Annotated in this window: 12 protein-coding genes; 5 read left to right on the top strand and 7 right to left on the bottom strand. The window is 73.3% G+C overall.

Annotated elements, in window-relative coordinates; all coding sequences use genetic code 11:
• Window positions 1–41: 41 nt before the first annotated feature.
• Both BG482_RS14945 and BG482_RS14940 read right to left on the bottom strand, forming a co-directional pair.
• Complete coding sequence (locus BG482_RS14945) at window positions 42–1,946, bottom strand: hypothetical protein (protein WP_069769502.1); 1,905 nt, start codon at window positions 1,944–1,946, stop codon at window positions 42–44.
• A 211-nt stretch (window positions 1,947–2,157) separates the two neighbouring features.
• Entirely contained in the window at window positions 2,158–3,543 is a 1,386-nt protein-coding gene (locus BG482_RS14940) for a transcriptional regulator (RefSeq protein WP_069769501.1), read from the bottom strand.
• A gap of 372 nt (window positions 3,544–3,915) precedes the next feature.
• On the opposite strand from BG482_RS14940, the gene BG482_RS14935 reads away from it, so the two are divergent.
• The 3 genes from BG482_RS14935 (at window position 3,916) to BG482_RS14925 (ending at window position 7,011) form a co-directional block, all read left to right on the top strand.
• Window positions 3,916–4,578 carry a bifunctional DNA primase/polymerase gene (locus BG482_RS14935; RefSeq protein ID WP_107450569.1) on the top strand — a complete coding sequence of 221 codons (663 nt, stop codon included), beginning with the start codon at window positions 3,916–3,918 and terminating at the stop codon, window positions 4,576–4,578.
• 34 nt (window positions 4,579–4,612) lie between these two features.
• Entirely contained in the window at window positions 4,613–5,380 is a 768-nt protein-coding gene (locus BG482_RS14930) for an ABC transporter ATP-binding protein (protein ID WP_069769500.1), read from the top strand.
• A 71-nt stretch (window positions 5,381–5,451) separates the two neighbouring features.
• Window positions 5,452–7,011 carry a transporter gene (locus tag BG482_RS14925; protein WP_176741385.1) on the top strand — a complete coding sequence of 520 codons (1,560 nt, stop codon included), beginning with the start codon at window positions 5,452–5,454 and terminating at the stop codon, window positions 7,009–7,011.
• 27 nt (window positions 7,012–7,038) lie between these two features.
• On the opposite strand, the gene BG482_RS14920 is transcribed toward BG482_RS14925, so the two are convergent.
• Together BG482_RS14920 and BG482_RS14915 are read right to left on the bottom strand one after the other, a co-directional pair.
• Window positions 7,039–7,944, bottom strand: coding sequence for an alpha/beta fold hydrolase (locus BG482_RS14920; protein WP_069769498.1), 906 nt, complete (start codon window positions 7,942–7,944; stop codon window positions 7,039–7,041).
• A gap of 505 nt (window positions 7,945–8,449) precedes the next feature.
• Window positions 8,450–9,142, bottom strand: coding sequence for a metal-dependent transcriptional regulator (locus BG482_RS14915; protein ID WP_069769497.1), 693 nt, complete (start codon window positions 9,140–9,142; stop codon window positions 8,450–8,452).
• Between the two features lie 273 nt (window positions 9,143–9,415).
• On the opposite strand from BG482_RS14915, the gene BG482_RS14910 reads away from it, so the two are divergent.
• The gene (locus BG482_RS14910; protein ID WP_069769496.1) at window positions 9,416–10,171 is read left to right on the top strand and encodes an SIS domain-containing protein; all 756 of its coding nucleotides are present in this window, start codon (window positions 9,416–9,418) and stop codon (window positions 10,169–10,171) included.
• Window positions 10,172–10,205: 34 nt separating this feature from the next.
• On the opposite strand, the gene BG482_RS14905 is transcribed toward BG482_RS14910, so the two are convergent.
• Window positions 10,206–11,669 carry a PAS domain-containing protein gene (locus BG482_RS14905; protein ID WP_069769495.1) on the bottom strand — a complete coding sequence of 488 codons (1,464 nt, stop codon included), beginning with the start codon at window positions 11,667–11,669 and terminating at the stop codon, window positions 10,206–10,208.
• A 102-nt stretch (window positions 11,670–11,771) separates the two neighbouring features.
• Window positions 11,772–12,230: a GNAT family N-acetyltransferase gene (locus tag BG482_RS14900; protein ID WP_069769494.1), complete on the bottom strand. Its 459-nt coding sequence runs from the start codon at window positions 12,228–12,230 to the stop codon at window positions 11,772–11,774.
• Window positions 12,231–12,881: 651 nt separating this feature from the next.
• On the opposite strand from BG482_RS14900, the gene BG482_RS14895 reads away from it, so the two are divergent.
• The gene (locus BG482_RS14895) at window positions 12,882–13,919 is read left to right on the top strand and encodes an isopenicillin N synthase family oxygenase (protein WP_069769493.1); all 1,038 of its coding nucleotides are present in this window, start codon (window positions 12,882–12,884) and stop codon (window positions 13,917–13,919) included.
• 13 nt (window positions 13,920–13,932) lie between these two features.
• On the opposite strand, the gene BG482_RS14890 is transcribed toward BG482_RS14895, so the two are convergent.
• Window positions 13,933–15,033: a citrate synthase 2 gene (locus BG482_RS14890; protein WP_069769492.1), complete on the bottom strand. Its 1,101-nt coding sequence runs from the start codon at window positions 15,031–15,033 to the stop codon at window positions 13,933–13,935.
• Window positions 15,034–15,126 lie beyond the last annotated feature (93 nt).

Genomic DNA, 15,126 nt, shown 5'->3' with positions numbered 1-15,126 from the left:
GCACGCCGACCGGCCGGGCACGCCGACCGGCCGGGCGGGGACTACAGCTGGGTGGGCCCGCGCTGCGTGAGCTCGTACTTCTTCGCGATCTCGTTCCAGAGCTTCGCGGCCTGGCTCTTCTGGGCGCTGGCGGTGCCGCTCGCCCGGTTGCCCGCCTGCGCCTCGCCGGTGGCGCGGGCCGAGCCCTTCTTGCAGTGCTTCTTCTTGTCGCCGTTGACCTGGTCGGCCCAGGCGGCGTAGTGGTCGTCCGCCGACGCGGACGCCTGCCAGGCCTTGGTGAGAGCGGCGGTCAGCGCGGCGTGGTCCGGCAGCCGGTCGACCTTCAGCGCGGACAGCTTCGTGACCAGGCCCGCGCGCTGCCCGGCCGCGTCCCGCAGATCCGTGGCGGCCTGCGACAGGTTGTCGCATCCCTTCACATCGGCCACCGCGCTGATCACGCTGGCCCGGCTGCTGCCGCTGTCGGCCAGCAGCTTGTCCAGTTCGACGGCCTGCTGGCGGGCCGCGTCGGTGGAGGTCGCCCCGGAGTCACCGGAGACGGGGGCCGACGCGGCGACGGTCTTGCCGTCGCCGGCCTTGTCCCCGCCGCCGCCCGCGAGCATCGCGCCCGCGCCGATGCCGAGGGCCGCCAGCGCCACGCCGATCGCCACGAACAGCGGCACCCGCGAGCGGCGACGGCCGTCTCCGCCGTCGCCACCGTCGTCATAGGCCCCGCGTCTCCCGCCCGCCGCCGGGCCGCCGGGCTGGGCGTAGGCGGGCTGGGCGTAGGCGGGCTGCGGAGAGCGGGCGGCGGGCCCGGCCCCGTAGCCCTGCCGGGCGCCGTGTACAGGGACGTCCGGCTCACTGAACCGCGGAAGCTGCTGCGTGGACCCGGCCTGGCCGTCGTCTCCCGGGCCGCCGCGGAAGAGGTTCTCGAACCCGGCGGGCGGCTGCCCGTCCCCGCCGCCCTGGCCCGGGACGGGCGGAATGTACTGAGTGGCCTCGGAGTCGGGGTGTGCGCCCTGCTGTGCGCCGGGGAAGGCGCCCGCACCGGGCATCGGCCCCGGAGCGTTCCGCGGGGCGCGCCCCAGGAAATGGGTCGACTCGGCCGGGCTTTCGGGCGGCATCGCCCCCGGAGCGACCGGCGGAAGGTACTGCGTCGCGCCCTCGTCCGCGGGGACCGGCGGTATGTACTGGGTCGCCCCCTCGTCGGCGGGGACCGGCGGTATGTACTGCGTCGCGCCCTCGTCGGCCGGGGCGGCCGGTACGGGCGGTATGTACTGGGTGGCGCCTTCGTCGGCCGAGGCCACGGCCGGCGGCAGGGGCGCGCCCTGGCCGTACGTCGCGCCGCCCCGGGCCGGGGCGCCCTCGGGCGGGAGCGGGCCGGCGCCCGCCCGGGAGCCGCCGTCCCAGGGCTCCTGCGAGGCGTTCCACCGGTCCTGCTGCCCGGCCTGCCCCTGGTGGCCCTGCTGGTGCGCCGGGGCCGGCTGGTCCGCCGGGAGCGGCCAGCCCTGGGCCGACTGCTGCGCGGCGGGCGCCTGCCGGTCGGACCCCCAGGGCTGCCCCCAGGTCTGCCCGCCGGACGGGGCCTGCTGCCCGAAGTCCTGGCGGCCGTAGTCCTGTTGTCCGGGCTGCGGCTGCTGTCCGGGCGGACCGTAGGGCGACTGCCCGTACTCCTGCTGACCTTGCTGCCCGTACTCCTGCTGCCCTTGCTGCCCGTACTCCTGCTGCCCGTACTCCTGGCGCCCGTACTCCTGGCGCCCGGGGTCCGGCTGTCCGTACTGCTGAGCGCCGTACCCGCCGGAGTGCTCGCCCTGCTGCGGACCTGGCTGCGGGCCCGGCCGGGCTCCCGGCCGCGGCACGCTCGGGGTCGTTCCCGGCAGCAGGGGTTCCCCACCGTCGGAGGGCAGCACGATGCCTTCGCGCGCGGGCTGCGCCGAGGGCTCCTCGCCCTGTCCACTCTGCGTCACCGGGACTCCTACGAATGGGGGACCTTCGGAATCGTCGGCTCACGCTACCGGGTCCCCGGAACCCCGTGCCACGCAGCTCAGAACGTGACCTGCCGCTTCAGGGCCGGGCAGTGACGTCCGTAACAGATCCGGAGCGCCGTGCGCTGTATCCGTCGCCGTCGTGCGGACGGACGCCGTTCCCCGCACGTTCACGCAACGGCGCCCCGTCCGTTCACGCCGCGGTCTGCAACTCCAGCCGCGCCCCGAACTCCCGCACCACCGACTCCTCACGGAACGGCTCCAGCCGCTGCTGGAGGTCCTCCAGGTACTCCGCGCCCCGGTTGGAGCGGAGCGTCCCCAGCAACTCGACCGCTTTCAGGCCGGTGTTGCAGGCCTGCTCGATCTCGCGCTGCTGCACCTGCGCGGTCGCCAGCAGGACGTACCCGATCGCGCGCCGCCGGGCACGGCTCGGCGGATGTCCGGCCAGCGACTGCTCGGCGCAGCGCGCGGCCGCCTCGGCCTGGCCCAGGTCGCGGTGGCAGTGCGCCAACTCGTCGGCCAGGTAGGCCTCGTCGAAGTGCGCGATCCAGGCCGGGTCGTCCCCGGCGGCCGGGTCCGCCGCCTCCAGCGCCGACACCGCGCGCCCGGAAGCCGCCTGCGCGCCCCGGGCGTCGCCCAGCAGGGCGTGCCCGCGCGCCTCCGCCGCGAGGAACATCGCCTCCGCGCGCGGGGTCACCCGCCCGCGCGCTCCCTCCTGCGCCGCCCGCGCCAACTGGGCGATCTCGCGCGGGTTGCCGAGCTGGGCGGCGAGGTGGCTCATGGAGGCGGCGAGGACGTAGCCGCCGTACCCGCGGTCGCCGGCCGCCTGGGCCAGCCGCAGCGCCTGGATGTAGTAGCGCTGGGCGAGGCCGGGTTGACCGGTGTCGACGGCCATGTACCCGGCGAGCTCCGTCAAGCGGGCGACGGCCGCGAAGAGTTCGCGTCCCACCGCCTCCCGGTAGGAGCCGGCGAGCAGGCCCGAGACGACGCTGTTGAGGTAGTGCACGACGACCGGGCGCACATGCCCGCTGCCGTACTGGTGGTCGAGGTCGACCAGCGCCTGCGTCATCGCCTTGACGGCCGCCACGTCGGACGGGCCCACCCGGGGGCCCGCAGACCGCGCCACCTGGGCGTCGGGCGAGGAGATCAGCCAGTCGCGGCTCGGCTCGACCAGAGCCGAGGCGGCCACGGACGAGCCCGACAGGAAGTCGCGCCGGCCCACGTCGCTGCGCCACAGTTCGCAGACCTGCTCGATGGCCCCCAGCACCGTCGGCGAGAACTGCAGACCCACGCCCGACGCGAGGTTCTTGCCGTTGGCCATGCCGATCTCGTCGATGGTGACCGTCCGGCCGAGCTTGCGGCCCAGCGCCTCCGCGATGATCGCCGGAGCGCGTCCACGCGGCTGCTGTCCGCGCAGCCAACGGGCCACGGACGTCTTGTCGTAGCGCAGGTCGAGACCGTGCTCGGCGCCGCACATGTTGACGCGGCGGGCGAGCCCGGCGTTCGAGCACCCCGCCTCCTGGATGAGCGCCTGCAGCCGTTCGTTCGGCTGCCGCGCGACTAGCGGCCTTGCGGCCATGGGCACTACCCCCTGTGGCTGCGGTGACCGGGGCGGCGGGTGCCCGCCCACACACCGAGTTGACGTGTCTTCCACCGAAAAGTTCCGGCCGAGCAGATCAATGCCCCACGGATCGACCGAAAATGCGAGGCATGTGAGGATTGCTGATGGTTGCCGGGTAATACCGAGCATTGACGGGCAATGAAGAGCAATGACGGGCAATGCGGAGAATGCCGGGATACCGGCGGAAGTCACCCCCGCTATCTGGTTACCCGTTCCCGCGCCCGTTCCTCCCGCGCGCCCCCGCCCATGCACCCATGCGCCCCGGACGCCGAATCGATGCTCCTCCCCCGCGCATTCGGGCGGGCGTAACCCCTGGTGACCGCTAGAGTTGTGTTCATCGTGGAAGAGACCATCGCGGGCGCCGAAGCCACTCAAATCCCGAAGCAGCGCGGGGAATCGCTGCTCGAGACCGCTGTTCGCTACGCCGAGGAACGTCATTGGGACGTGTTCCCCGGCACCTGGCTGGAAGCCGTCGACGGGGTGCAGCTCTGCTCCTGCGGCGACGGTGCGTGTGCCGCCCCTGGGGCGCACCCCGCCCGCCCGGACTGGGCGACACAGGCCACCGGCAGTGCGACGGTCGCACGCCGGATGTGGCAGAAGCAGCCGACCGCCTCGATCCTGCTGCCGACCGGGCGCACGTTCGACGCGATCTCCGTGCCGGAGACGGCCGGGTTTCTCGCCCTGGCCCGGATGGAGCGCATGGAACTGACGCTCGGACCGGTGACCCTGACGCCGGACCGGCGCATGCAGTTCTTCGTGCTGCCGGGCGCGTCGGCGAAGCTGCCGGACCTGGTGCGCAAACTGGGCTGGTCGTTGGGCGCCCTCGATCTCGTGACGCTCGGCGAGGGCACGTACGTGGCCGCGCCGCCCACCCGGTTCGGGTCCAGGGGGGCCGTGCAGTGGGCCTGCCGGCCGACCGCCGCGAACCGGTGGCTGCCGGACGCCGAGGAGTTGATCTCGCCGCTCGCCTACGCGTGCGGGCGGGATCGGTAGGGCGCGCCCTCAGCCGCATGCGTAGGGTTCGTGCATGACGTCCGTACGCGTGCGCAACCTCTGGAAGCGGTTCGGTCAGCAGGTCGCCGTCGCCGGGATCGATCTCGACCTGCCCTCGGGGAAGTTCATCGGGCTGGTCGGACCGAACGGAGCCGGGAAGACCACCACCCTGTCGATGGTGACCGGGTTGCTGCGGCCCGATCAGGGGTCCGTCGAGGTCGTCGGGCACGACGTGTGGCGGGATCCCGTCGAGGTGAAGGCCCGGATCGGGGTCCTCCCCGAGGGGCTGCGGCTGTTCGAACGACTGTCCGGGCGTGAACTGCTGGCCTACAGCGGCCGGTTGCGGGGGCTGCCCGGCGCCGAGGTCGACAAGCGCGCCACACAGCTGCTCGACGTCCTGGACCTGGCCGGCGCCCAGCACAAGCTCGTCGTCGACTACTCGACCGGCATGCGCAAGAAGATCGGGCTCGCGGCGGCGCTCCTGCACAACCCGGAAGTGCTCTTCCTCGACGAGCCGTTCGAGGGCGTGGACCCGGTGTCCGCGCAGATCATCCGGGGCGTGCTGGAGCGGTACACGGCGTCCGGGGCGACGGTCGTGTTCTCCTCCCATGTGATGGAGCTCGTCGAGTCGCTGTGCGACTGGGTGGCGGTGATGGCGGCCGGGCGCATCCGGGCGCACGGCACACTGGAGGAGGTGCGGGGGGCGGCGCCCTCGTTGCAGCGGGCGTTCCTCGAACTCGTCGGGGCGCAGGGCCGGGACACCGGCTCCGACCTCGACTGGCTGGGCGGAGCGGGCCGTTGAGCACCCGCGCCGGCACGCCGGCCCCCGCCACGACCGCCTCCGCGCCCGGCCTCGTCGCCACCGTCGTCCGGCTGAAGCTGTCACTGCTGCGCAACGGGCTGCGGCAGTCGAGCGGCCGGCGGGCCGCGTACGTCGCCTCCGCCGTCCTCACCCTGCTGTTCGCCGCGCTGCTGCTGCTCGGACTGATCGCCCTGCGGGGACACGCGCACGCGGTGTCGCTGGTGGTGCTGCTGGTCGCGGTGTTCGGTGTGGGGTGGGCGGTGATGCCGCTGTTCTTCCCCAGCGGCGACGAGACGCTCGACCCCACCCGGCTGGTGATGCTGCCGCTGCGCCCCCTGCCGCTGGTGCGGGCGCTGCTGGTGGCCTCGCTGGTGGGCATCGGGCCGACGCTCACGCTGCTGATACTGGCCGGATCGGTGGTGTCGGTGGCGCACGGAGCGGCGGCGTGGACGGTGGGCGTGCTCGCCGTGGCGCTCGCGCTGCTGGTGTGCGTGGCGCTGGCGCGGGCCGTGGCCACCGCCAACATCCGGCTGCTGACCAGCCGCAAGGGGCGCGATCTGGCGGTGCTGAGCGGACTGGTCATCGCGGTCGGGGTGCAGGTCGTCAACTTCGGGGTGCAGCGGCTCGGCACGTCCGGTCTGGGGGAGCTCGATCCGACGGCGGCCGTGCTGCGGTGGCTGCCGCCCGCGTCGGCGGTCGGCGCGGTGGACTCGGTGAGCGAGGGCGACTACGGCGTGGCGGCCGCGCAGCTCGCCGTCAGCGCGGCGGCGCTGGCCCTGCTGGTGACGGCGTGGGCGCGGAGCATGACGCGGCTGATGACCTCGCCCGACGGCTCGACCCTGCAGGCAGCCGAACCGGTCGCGCAGAAGCGGCGGGGCCGGGCGGGGCCGGCCCGGCTGCTGCCGGGCGGGCGCACCGGCACCGTGATGGAACGCAGCCTGCGCTATGTCTGGCGTGATCCGAAGACCAAGGCGGCCTGGGTGACGTCGCTGGCCATCGGCCTGATCGTGCCCGTGTTCAACGCGCTGCAGGGCACCGGCTCGGTCTACTTCGCGTGCTTCGCCGCCGGGATGCTCGGCATCCAGATGTACAACCAGTTCGGGCAGGACACCTCCGCGTTCTGGATGGTCGCCATGACCATCTCGTCGACGCGGGACGCGTACGAGGAGCTGCGCGCCCGGGCGTTGGCCCTGCTGCTGATCACCTTGCCGTACGCGACCTCGGTGACCGTGCTGACGACCGCGATGCTCGGCGACTGGGCGAAGCTGCCCGAGGTGCTGGGACTGTCCCTCGCGCTGCTCGGCGCGATGCTCGCGACCGGGGCGTGGACCTCGGCGCGCTTTCCCTACTCGATCCCGCAGGAGGGCTACAAGAACGTCGCCCCGGGGCAGGCCGGGCTCGCCTGGATCGCGGTCTTCGGCGGAATGGTCTCGGCGGCGCTGCTGTGCGCGCCCGTCATCGCGGTGACGATCTGGCTCAACGTCAGCGAGGACGGGGACGCGTGGACATGGCTGCTGCTGCCGGGGGGCTCGCTGTACGGCGCGGGCGTCACGCTGCTGGGGCTGCGGCTGGCCGCGCCGCGCACGGCGGCGCGGCTGCCGGAGATCCTGGCGGCCGTGAGCAAGGGCTGACGGTCCCGAAGGCCGCTCCGCTCGGGCTCAGGGGGCGTCGGGGCTGAGCACGGTGTCCAGGAAGGCCTCGATCGCCGTACGCCAGCCCTCCGGCTGGTCGTAGTGGACGAGGTGCCCGGCGTCGGCGACCTCGGCGTACTCGCCGCGCGGCAGGACGCGCACCATCTCCTGGGCCTCGGCCCGGCCCAGTTCGCCGTCCAGGCCGCGCACCACCAGGGCCGGGCACCGGACCTGGGCGAGTTCCTCCCAGTGCGCGTCGTAGACCCAGGTCTCACGGGACTTGAGCATCTGCTCGGGCTCGAAGACGGGACGCCAGCCGTCCGGCGACTCGTGCATCGCCTCGGCGTAGAACTCGCCCCGGGAGGGGTTCGGCCGCTCCACCCAGGGGTCGTCCTCGCCGAACCACTTGCGGACGTCGGCGAGGGTGGCGAAGGGCAGCGGCCAGGACGTGAACCAGTCGGCCCACTCGCGTTGCGAGGCCGCTCCGAGCGCCGAGGCCCGCATGTCGCAGACGACCAGACCGCGCACCAGGTCGGGGCGTTTCGCGGCGAGCTGCCACGCGGTGAGCGCGCCCATGGCGTGCCCGATGAGGACGGCCGGGGCGAGCCCGAGCTGTTCGAGGGCGGCCTCCGCGTCCTCGACGTAGGCCTCGCGGGTGAACGCGGCCTGCGGCGGCTTCTCGCTCTGCCCGTGGCCGCGCTGGTCGAGGGCGACCGCCCGGTGCCGCTCGGAGAGCCAGCGGGCGGTGGACGCCCAGTGCGAGGCACGGCCCATCAGGCCGTGCAGTAACAGGACCCCGGAGGTCCGCTCGGGCTCCGCCGGCCGCTGCCGCCCGCCGGAGGACTGCGCCGGGATCCCCTTGGGCGGGTCCCCGAACTCCCAGGCCGCCAGACGTACGCCGCCCGCCCCGGTCACGTCGATGCGTCGCGCCATAGGTCCTGGCACCCCCCTAGCCGTCGTACCGCTGCGCTGCCGATGCTCCGTACCGCCTTCGATCACCTGCAGGCTATCGAATGCTCTTTCGAGAATTGCACTCTCCGCGCACAACACCCCTCGTTCGAGTGACCACTCTCAAGGAATGATCCCCTCCGCCGAGGGGAGATCTTCAGCGGGAGGCGGACCGCTCGGGGAAAACGGTCCGAGGGGAACGACCCTGAGAGCTCGGGGCTCCGGGTCGACACAGGGGAGGACAGGCCCCGGCGCCGCACGGCGTCGGGGCCCTCCCTTGCTCCGCGGCACACCATCCCCGCCCCCTCAGGTCATATGCCTCACGCGACAGCCTGGCACGACAAGCGTCGGCGCGCTGCGATTCGACGCAGGGAATCTCCGATTCGACGAGATCGACGAAGCGCCACAACTTCCCCGCCAGCACCAGGAGTTGAACAACACTCAGCGTGACGACGCCGGCGGACGCCAGGCGACGGGCGGCGGACGGGCGCTACTTCTTCGCGACGAACACGTGCGACGCGACGTCCGACTCCAGCTCCGCGGCCTCGCCGCCGCTGCCCACCAGCACACCGCCCGGCGACTCCGTCACGCTCACGACCGAGCCCGGCTGCACTCCCGCGCGACGCAGCGTGTACATCAGCTGCGCGTCCGTCTGGATCGGCTCGCCGATCCGGCGCACGACGACCGTCTTGCCCTCCAGGCCCGGGTCGAGATCGGCCAGCGAGACCATGCCCTCGTCCAGGAACGGGTCCGCGCCGTCCTTCTCGCCCAGCTCCTCCAGGCCCGGGATGGGGTTGCCGTACGGCGACTCGGTCGGGTGCCGCAGCAGCTCCAGCACCCGCCGCTCCACGGCCTCGCTCATCACGTGCTCCCAGCGGCACGCCTCCGCGTGGACCTGCTCCCACTCCAGGCCGATCACGTCGACGAGCAGACACTCGGCGAGACGGTGCTTGCGCATCACGCGCGTGGCCAGCCGACGGCCCTCGTCGGTGAGCTCCAGGTGGCGGTCGCTGGCCACCGCGACCAGTCCGTCGCGCTCCATGCGCGCCACCGTCTGGCTGACCGTCGGGCCGCTCTGGTCGAGCCGCTCGGCGATCCGGGCACGCATGGGGACCACACCTTCCTCCTCCAGCTCGAGGATGGTGCGGAGATACATCTCCGTGGTGTCGATCAGTCCGGACATTCGTGCCCCTCGATTAGCTCTGCCGAAAAGCTCGACCGCTCTACGGCGCGTGCGCTGGCCCTGCACCCAATTCTGCCGGATACCACTGACAAGCGTGCCTCGCCGCCCGAACGGGGAGGTCGCGTCCGGGCGCCGGCGGCCGCGCCCGGAGCATCACGCGCCCGTGCCGTCCCACCGGTGCCGGCCATATTGACAGCGCACTGGTCCAGACCGCACGGTGATCCGCGACACGGACACCGACACCTCCACCGACACGGCAAAGGGGCCCCTCGGATGAGCGACCGCAAGCTCGCCGCCCAGTTCTTCGACGCCGCCGTCGCCCTGCTGCAACGGGTCCGCGACGAGGAGGCCGAGGCCGTCGACGCCGCCGGCACGCTCCTCGCCGACACCGTCGCCGCCGGCGGCCGCCTCTTCGCCTTCGGCGCCGGGCACTCCTCGCTCGCCGCCCAGGACGTCGTCTACCGGGCGGGCGGCCTCGCCCTGATGAACCTGCTCGCCGTGCCCGGCGTCGTCGGCGTGGACGTCGTCCCCGCCACTCTCGGCTCCGCCCTGGAGCGTGTCGACGGCCTGGCGGGCGCCGTGCTCGACACCTCGCCCGTGCGCGCGGGCGACGCCCTCGTCGTCGTGTCGCTCTCCGGCCGCAACGCCCTGCCCGTGGAGATGGCCCTCAACGCCCGCGCCCTGGGCGTGAAGGTCATCGGCGTGACCTCGGTGGCGTACGCGACGCAGACCACGTCCCGCCACGTCACCGGGACCTTCCTGAAGGACCACTGCGACGTCGTCCTCGACTCGAAGATCGCCGTCGGCGACGCCGAGCTCACCCTCGACACCGTCCCCGCGCCCTTCGCCCCCGCCTCCACCGTCGTGACCTCGGCCCTCCTGCAGGCCGTCATGGCCACCGCGGCCGGCGCCCTCGCCGAGCGAGGCATCGAGCCCCCGCTGCTGCGCTCGGGCAACGTCGACGGCGGCCACGACTGGAACGGCCGGATCATGGAGGAGTACCGGGACCGCATCTTCTACCGGCACTGAGCGGCCCCCGCACGCGGGCGTCCGGGCGGGCGGGTCAGCCGTCGCCGCGGCCGCCCGCCCTCGCCGTCAGGTCCGCCAGGTCCGCCAGGTCCAGCGCCGAGGCGATGCGTACGGCGACGTCCTCGGCGTAGTTCGCGTCGGAGCGATCGAAGGCGGTACGGCCGCCGCCGCGCAGAAACGTCACCACGCCCAGGGTGCGACCGCGGCTGCGCAGCACCGCGCACAGCGCGTGCACCGTGTCGTCGGGCCACTGCCGTGCCCGCGCCCATTCCCGCGCCTCGTCGGCCGGCACCGAGCCGGAGCCCGCCCGCACCGAACCGGCGCGCGCGACGCACTGCAGCGCCGGATGCCCCTCGGCATAGCGCACCGGCAGGCCCGCGTGTCCGGTGAGCGTGCTCGGGCCGGGCCCGCCCGAGGGGGTGGACGCGACCCGCATCAGCCGCAGCGGCCCCGCCCCCTCCGCGTCGCCCATCACCCGGTCCACCAGGGCGTGGTCGGCGAAACCGGCGAGGGCGAAGTCGAGATGGACCGTGGCCGCCTCGGCGGGGTCCTCGCACTCGGCGGCCGCCCGGACCGCCCGGTGCAGCTGGTTGGCCCGGAACCGCAGCACCGAGGCCTCCTGCTCGCCCTGTTTGGCCTCCGTGACGTCCTGGAAGATCCAGCCGACCCCCAGCGGCACCGGCTCCTCCGCGAGCGGCGAGGCCAGCCGCAGAAAGCCGCTGCGCCAGCAGCGCCGCTTCTCGCCGTCCGGGGTGCGCACCCCCACCCACAGCTCGGCCGGGGCCGGCGGGGCGCCCTCGGCGAGGACGTGCGTCAGCGCGTTCTCCAGCTCCTCCGCGCCCCGGGTGAGCAGCTCGCCCAGCGGGCGGCCCAGCACGGCCGTGCGGCCGGTGCCCAGCGCGCGGGCGGCGTGCGCGTTGACGACGGCGGGGCGCAGATCGGCGTCGACCAGGACGACTCCCCAGGAAGCGTCGTCGAAGAGGGCCTCGCTGAGCGCGATGGAACGCTCCAGGTCGATCTGGGCGTGCACCTCGCTGAAGGCGCAGTACAGCCCTGCGGGCTTGCCGTCCGGGCCCGGCACGGCGGCCGACTGGGTGCGCACGAGCACCCGGCCGCCGTCCTTGGTCAGCAGCGCGAACTCGTGCACCTGGCGGCCGGAGGCGTGCATGGCGGCCATCAGCCGCCCCTCGATGTCCTCCGCGTCGGCCTCGCGCACGGCCCAGCCGGCGAAGCCCTGGCGGCCGACGGCCTCCTCGGCGCTCCAGCCCAGGATGCGCTCGGCCTCGCGGTTCCAGTGGGTGACGACGCCGTCGCCGTCGAAGGCGCACAGCGCCGCGTCCATGCCGTCGAGCAGTGCGGCGAGCAGGTCGGCGCCGTCCGGGCCGACGCCGGGCTGCGCGCCGTCCGGGGGCTCCGGGCCGTCGTCGCCCCGCCCGGGCCGCTCGGGCTCGTCCGGCCCGAGTTCGTCGGTGGTCCCACTACGCCGGGAAGCACTCACCTGGACCCCCTGCAGGTTCGCTCACTTGCCCTCATTCAACTCGAACGTGACGCAGCCCACATAGGTTCCCGCAAGATTGCAGAGGAATCGTTGTACCGCACCTCAGCCTTGGCGGGACAGGAGCCGCAGGTCGACCCATTCCGCCGTCCCGTCGTCCAGCACGTATCGCTCGACCTCGACGAAACCGCGCGCCTGCGCGAACCGCAGACCGTCCTCGTTGACGGCGAGCACGCAGGTCTCGACCACCCGGGCGCCGAGGCCGCGCGCGTGGGCGAGACCGTCGTCGTACAGGGCGGCTCCGTAGCCTCTACCCCTGTACTCGGGCAGTACGCGCGCGATGACGGTCGCCACGGCCCGCTCGCCGTCGGGCGGCCGTACGGTCGAGCAGCCGACCAGGACGTCACCGACGTAGGCGTTCCGCAGCCGGAAGCGCCCTGCCCGTTCGCGTACCTCGTCGAGGGACATCGCGGCCGGCGGCACGATCATGTTGTGGACGTACCGCCACCGTTCCAGCGCGGCCTCGTCGGCCACTGCCTCCGTACGCAGACGAAGATCATTCACACCACCAGCGAACCGCGTCGCCGCGAGGACGTCAACAGCCCGCGTCGTCCGCGACCGGGCCCTCGCGGCAGCCATGTCGGAAAAACAGTTGATTGGCGAGGGAACACTTCTTAGGGTTCCAGTACACGCGAAAGGAGGTGATCCGGTAGATGTGTGATTCCCGGACTCGTGAGGTGGCTGCGGGCTAGCGGCTCGCCACCACACTCTGTGCGGTGCCGGACCAGTACGTGAGACACGTGCAGCCGGCCCATACCCAGCAGTCACCCGACCCGCGAGTCGCCGGTAAGTCCGGCCGGCCCTCCTGAGCGAGGACCAGACTCGCGGGTCGTCTGCGTTCTCCGGCGCCCCCGGCCGCGGCGAATTCGGCTTCTGCGGCACTGCGCGCCCGCAGGTTCTGCGGCGCGTGACCCGCGCCACGTACGGATCTTTCGTCAGGCAGTACTCTGGGCGCATGCTTTCGCTCGTTCGACGCCGCCACGTGGACTACGTCCGCGTCACGAGCATGGGCTGTCGACGCTCCGTCTGAGCCTCCGGCCCCTCGCGGTTCACGCCGCCCGCGTTCACGCGCTCTTCCTCCCTCCGCCCACCTGGCACCCGTGCGCCGTCCCACCCGACGCCGGCCGCGGGCCCCCGTACACCCACGGACGCACCATGACGAACGTGACAGCCCTCGCGACGAACCCGTCCTACCGGCAGTTGCCGATCATCGATCTCTCCGCCGCCGACCGCGGCCCCCAGGCACGGGCGCTGCTCCACGCCCAGCTGCACAGCGCCGCCCATGACGTGGGGTTCTTCCAGCTGGTCGGGCACGGGGTCGGCGAGCGTGAGACGGAAGCGCTGCTGTCCGCCATGCGCGCCTTCTTCGCGCTGCCCGAGGACCGGCGGCTCGCCCTCGACAACGTGAACTCGCCCCACTTCCGCGGGTACACGCGGACCGGCGACGAGCGCACCGGCGGCCGGCAGGACTGGCGCGACCAGCTGGACATAGGGGCCGAGCGGCCCGCGCGGAGGCCCGGACCGGACGAGCCCGCCTACTGGTGGCTCCAGGGACCCAACCAGTGGCCCGCCGGGCTGCCCGAGCTGCGCACGGCCGCGCTCGCCTGGATCGAGCGGCTGAGCGCCGTCGCCGAGAAACTGCTGCACGAACTGCTCGCCGCGATCGGCGCGCCGGCCGGCTTCTACGACCCGGTGTTCGGCGACCGGGCGCATCCGCACCTGAAGCTCGTGCGGTATCCGGGCAGCGCCGGGGACGGCGCCGGGCAGGGGGTCGGGGCACACAAGGACTACGGGTTCCTGACGCTGCTGCTCCAGGACGAGGTGGGCGGCCTCCAGGTGCAGCGGGAGGACGGCGCGTTCCACGACGTCCCGCCGCTGCCGGGCGCGTTCGTGGTCAACCTCGGCGAGCTGCTGGAGGTCGCGACCGCCGGGTACCTGGTCGCCACCAACCACCGGGTGGTGTCACCGCCGAGCGCCGTGGAGCGGTTCTCGGTGCCGTTCTTCTACAACCCCCGCCTGGACGCGCGCGTGGAGCCGTTGCCGTTCCCCTACGCCTCGGCCGCGCCCGGTGTGACCGACGATCCGGCCAACCCGCTGTTCGCCGAGTACGGCTTCAACGAGCTGAAGGGCAAGCTGCGCGCCCATCCGCCGGTGGCCGAGCGGCATCACGCGGGGCTGCTCAGCCCCGCGTGACGGCCGGTCCGGTTCAGTCGGCGATGTCGTCGTAGCCCTCGATGTCGCGCGGGTCGCGGGAGCCGGGGCCGGTGTAGCGGGCCGACGGGCGGACCAGGCGGCCGGTGCGCTTCTGCTCCAGGATGTGCGCCGACCAGCCGGCCGTTCGGGCGCAGGTGAACATCGAGGTGAACATGTGGGCGGGCACCTCGGCGAAGTCCAGCACGATGGCCGCCCAGAACTCGACGTTCGTCGCCAGGACGCGGTCCGGGCGGCGGGCGTGGAGCTCGGCGAGGGCCGCCTTCTCCAGGGCCTCGGCCACCTCGAAGCGGGGCGCGCCCAGTTCGCGGGCGGTGCGGCGCAGCACGCGCGCGCGGGGGTCTTCGGCGCGGTACACGCGGTGGCCGAAGCCCATGAGGCGCTCGCCCTTGTCGAGGGCCTGCCTGACGTAGGCGTCCGCGTCGCCGGTGCGCTCGATCTCCTCGATCATGCCGAGGACCCGGGACGGGGCGCCGCCGTGCAGGGGGCCCGACATGGCGCCCACGGCGCCGGAGAGGGCGGCGGCGACGTCGGCGCCGGTGGAGGCGATGACCCGGGCGGTGAACGTGGAGGCGTTCATGCCGTGTTCGGCCGCGGACGTCCAGTAGGCGTCGACCGCCTTCACGTGCTTGGGGTCGGGCTCGCCGCGCCAGCGGATCATGAACCGTTCGACGACGGAGGTGGCCTTGTCGATCTCCCGCTGGGGGACCATCGGGGTGCCCTGCCCGCGCGCGGACTGGGCCACGTAGGAGAGGGCCATGACGGCGGCGCGGGCGAGGTCCGCGCGGGCCTGCTCGGCATCGATGTCGAGGAGGGGTTTGAGGCCCCAGACGGGCGCGAGCATGGCGAGCGCGGACTGGACGTCGACGCGGATGTCGCCGGAGTGGACGGGGATCGGGAACGGCTCGGCGGGCGGCAGGCCGGGGTTGAAGGCGCCGTCGACGAGCAGGCCCCAGACGTTGCCGAAGGACACGTGGCCGACCAGGTCCTCGATGTCGACGCCCCGGTACCGCAGGGCGCCGCCCTCCTTGTCGGGTTCGGCGATCTCCGTCTCGAACGCGACGACTCCTTCGAGTCCGGGTACGAAGTCGGACATCGGGCGGCTCCTCGTGATGTGTACGACGGGACGTGCGGGCGACAGCGGGTGCGGGACGGGCGGCGCCCCTGGTTCCGCGGTCCTCGGAAGGAC

Origin of the sequence: Streptomyces sp. LUP30 (assembly GCF_001746365.1) — a bacterium.
Taxonomy (GTDB): domain Bacteria; phylum Actinomycetota; class Actinomycetes; order Streptomycetales; family Streptomycetaceae; genus Streptomyces.
This window is presented reverse-complemented; position numbering and strand designations above follow the sequence as displayed.

What these genes read in the sequence shown, in the direction of transcription:
- BG482_RS14940 (WP_069769501.1), bottom strand. Translation starts at nt 3,543, where the DNA reads ATGGCCGCAAGGCCGCTAGTCGCGCGGCAGCCGAACGAACGGCTGCAG.
- BG482_RS14930 (WP_069769500.1), top strand. Translation starts at nt 4,613, where the DNA reads ATGACGTCCGTACGCGTGCGCAACCTCTGGAAGCGGTTCGGTCAGCAG.
- BG482_RS14920 (WP_069769498.1), bottom strand. Translation starts at nt 7,944, where the DNA reads ATGGCGCGACGCATCGACGTGACCGGGGCGGGCGGCGTACGTCTGGCG.
- BG482_RS14915 (WP_069769497.1), bottom strand. Translation starts at nt 9,142, where the DNA reads ATGTCCGGACTGATCGACACCACGGAGATGTATCTCCGCACCATCCTC.
- BG482_RS14910 (WP_069769496.1), top strand. Translation starts at nt 9,416, where the DNA reads ATGAGCGACCGCAAGCTCGCCGCCCAGTTCTTCGACGCCGCCGTCGCC.
- BG482_RS14895 (WP_069769493.1), top strand. Translation starts at nt 12,882, where the DNA reads ATGACGAACGTGACAGCCCTCGCGACGAACCCGTCCTACCGGCAGTTG.
- BG482_RS14890 (WP_069769492.1), bottom strand. Translation starts at nt 15,033, where the DNA reads ATGTCCGACTTCGTACCCGGACTCGAAGGAGTCGTCGCGTTCGAGACG.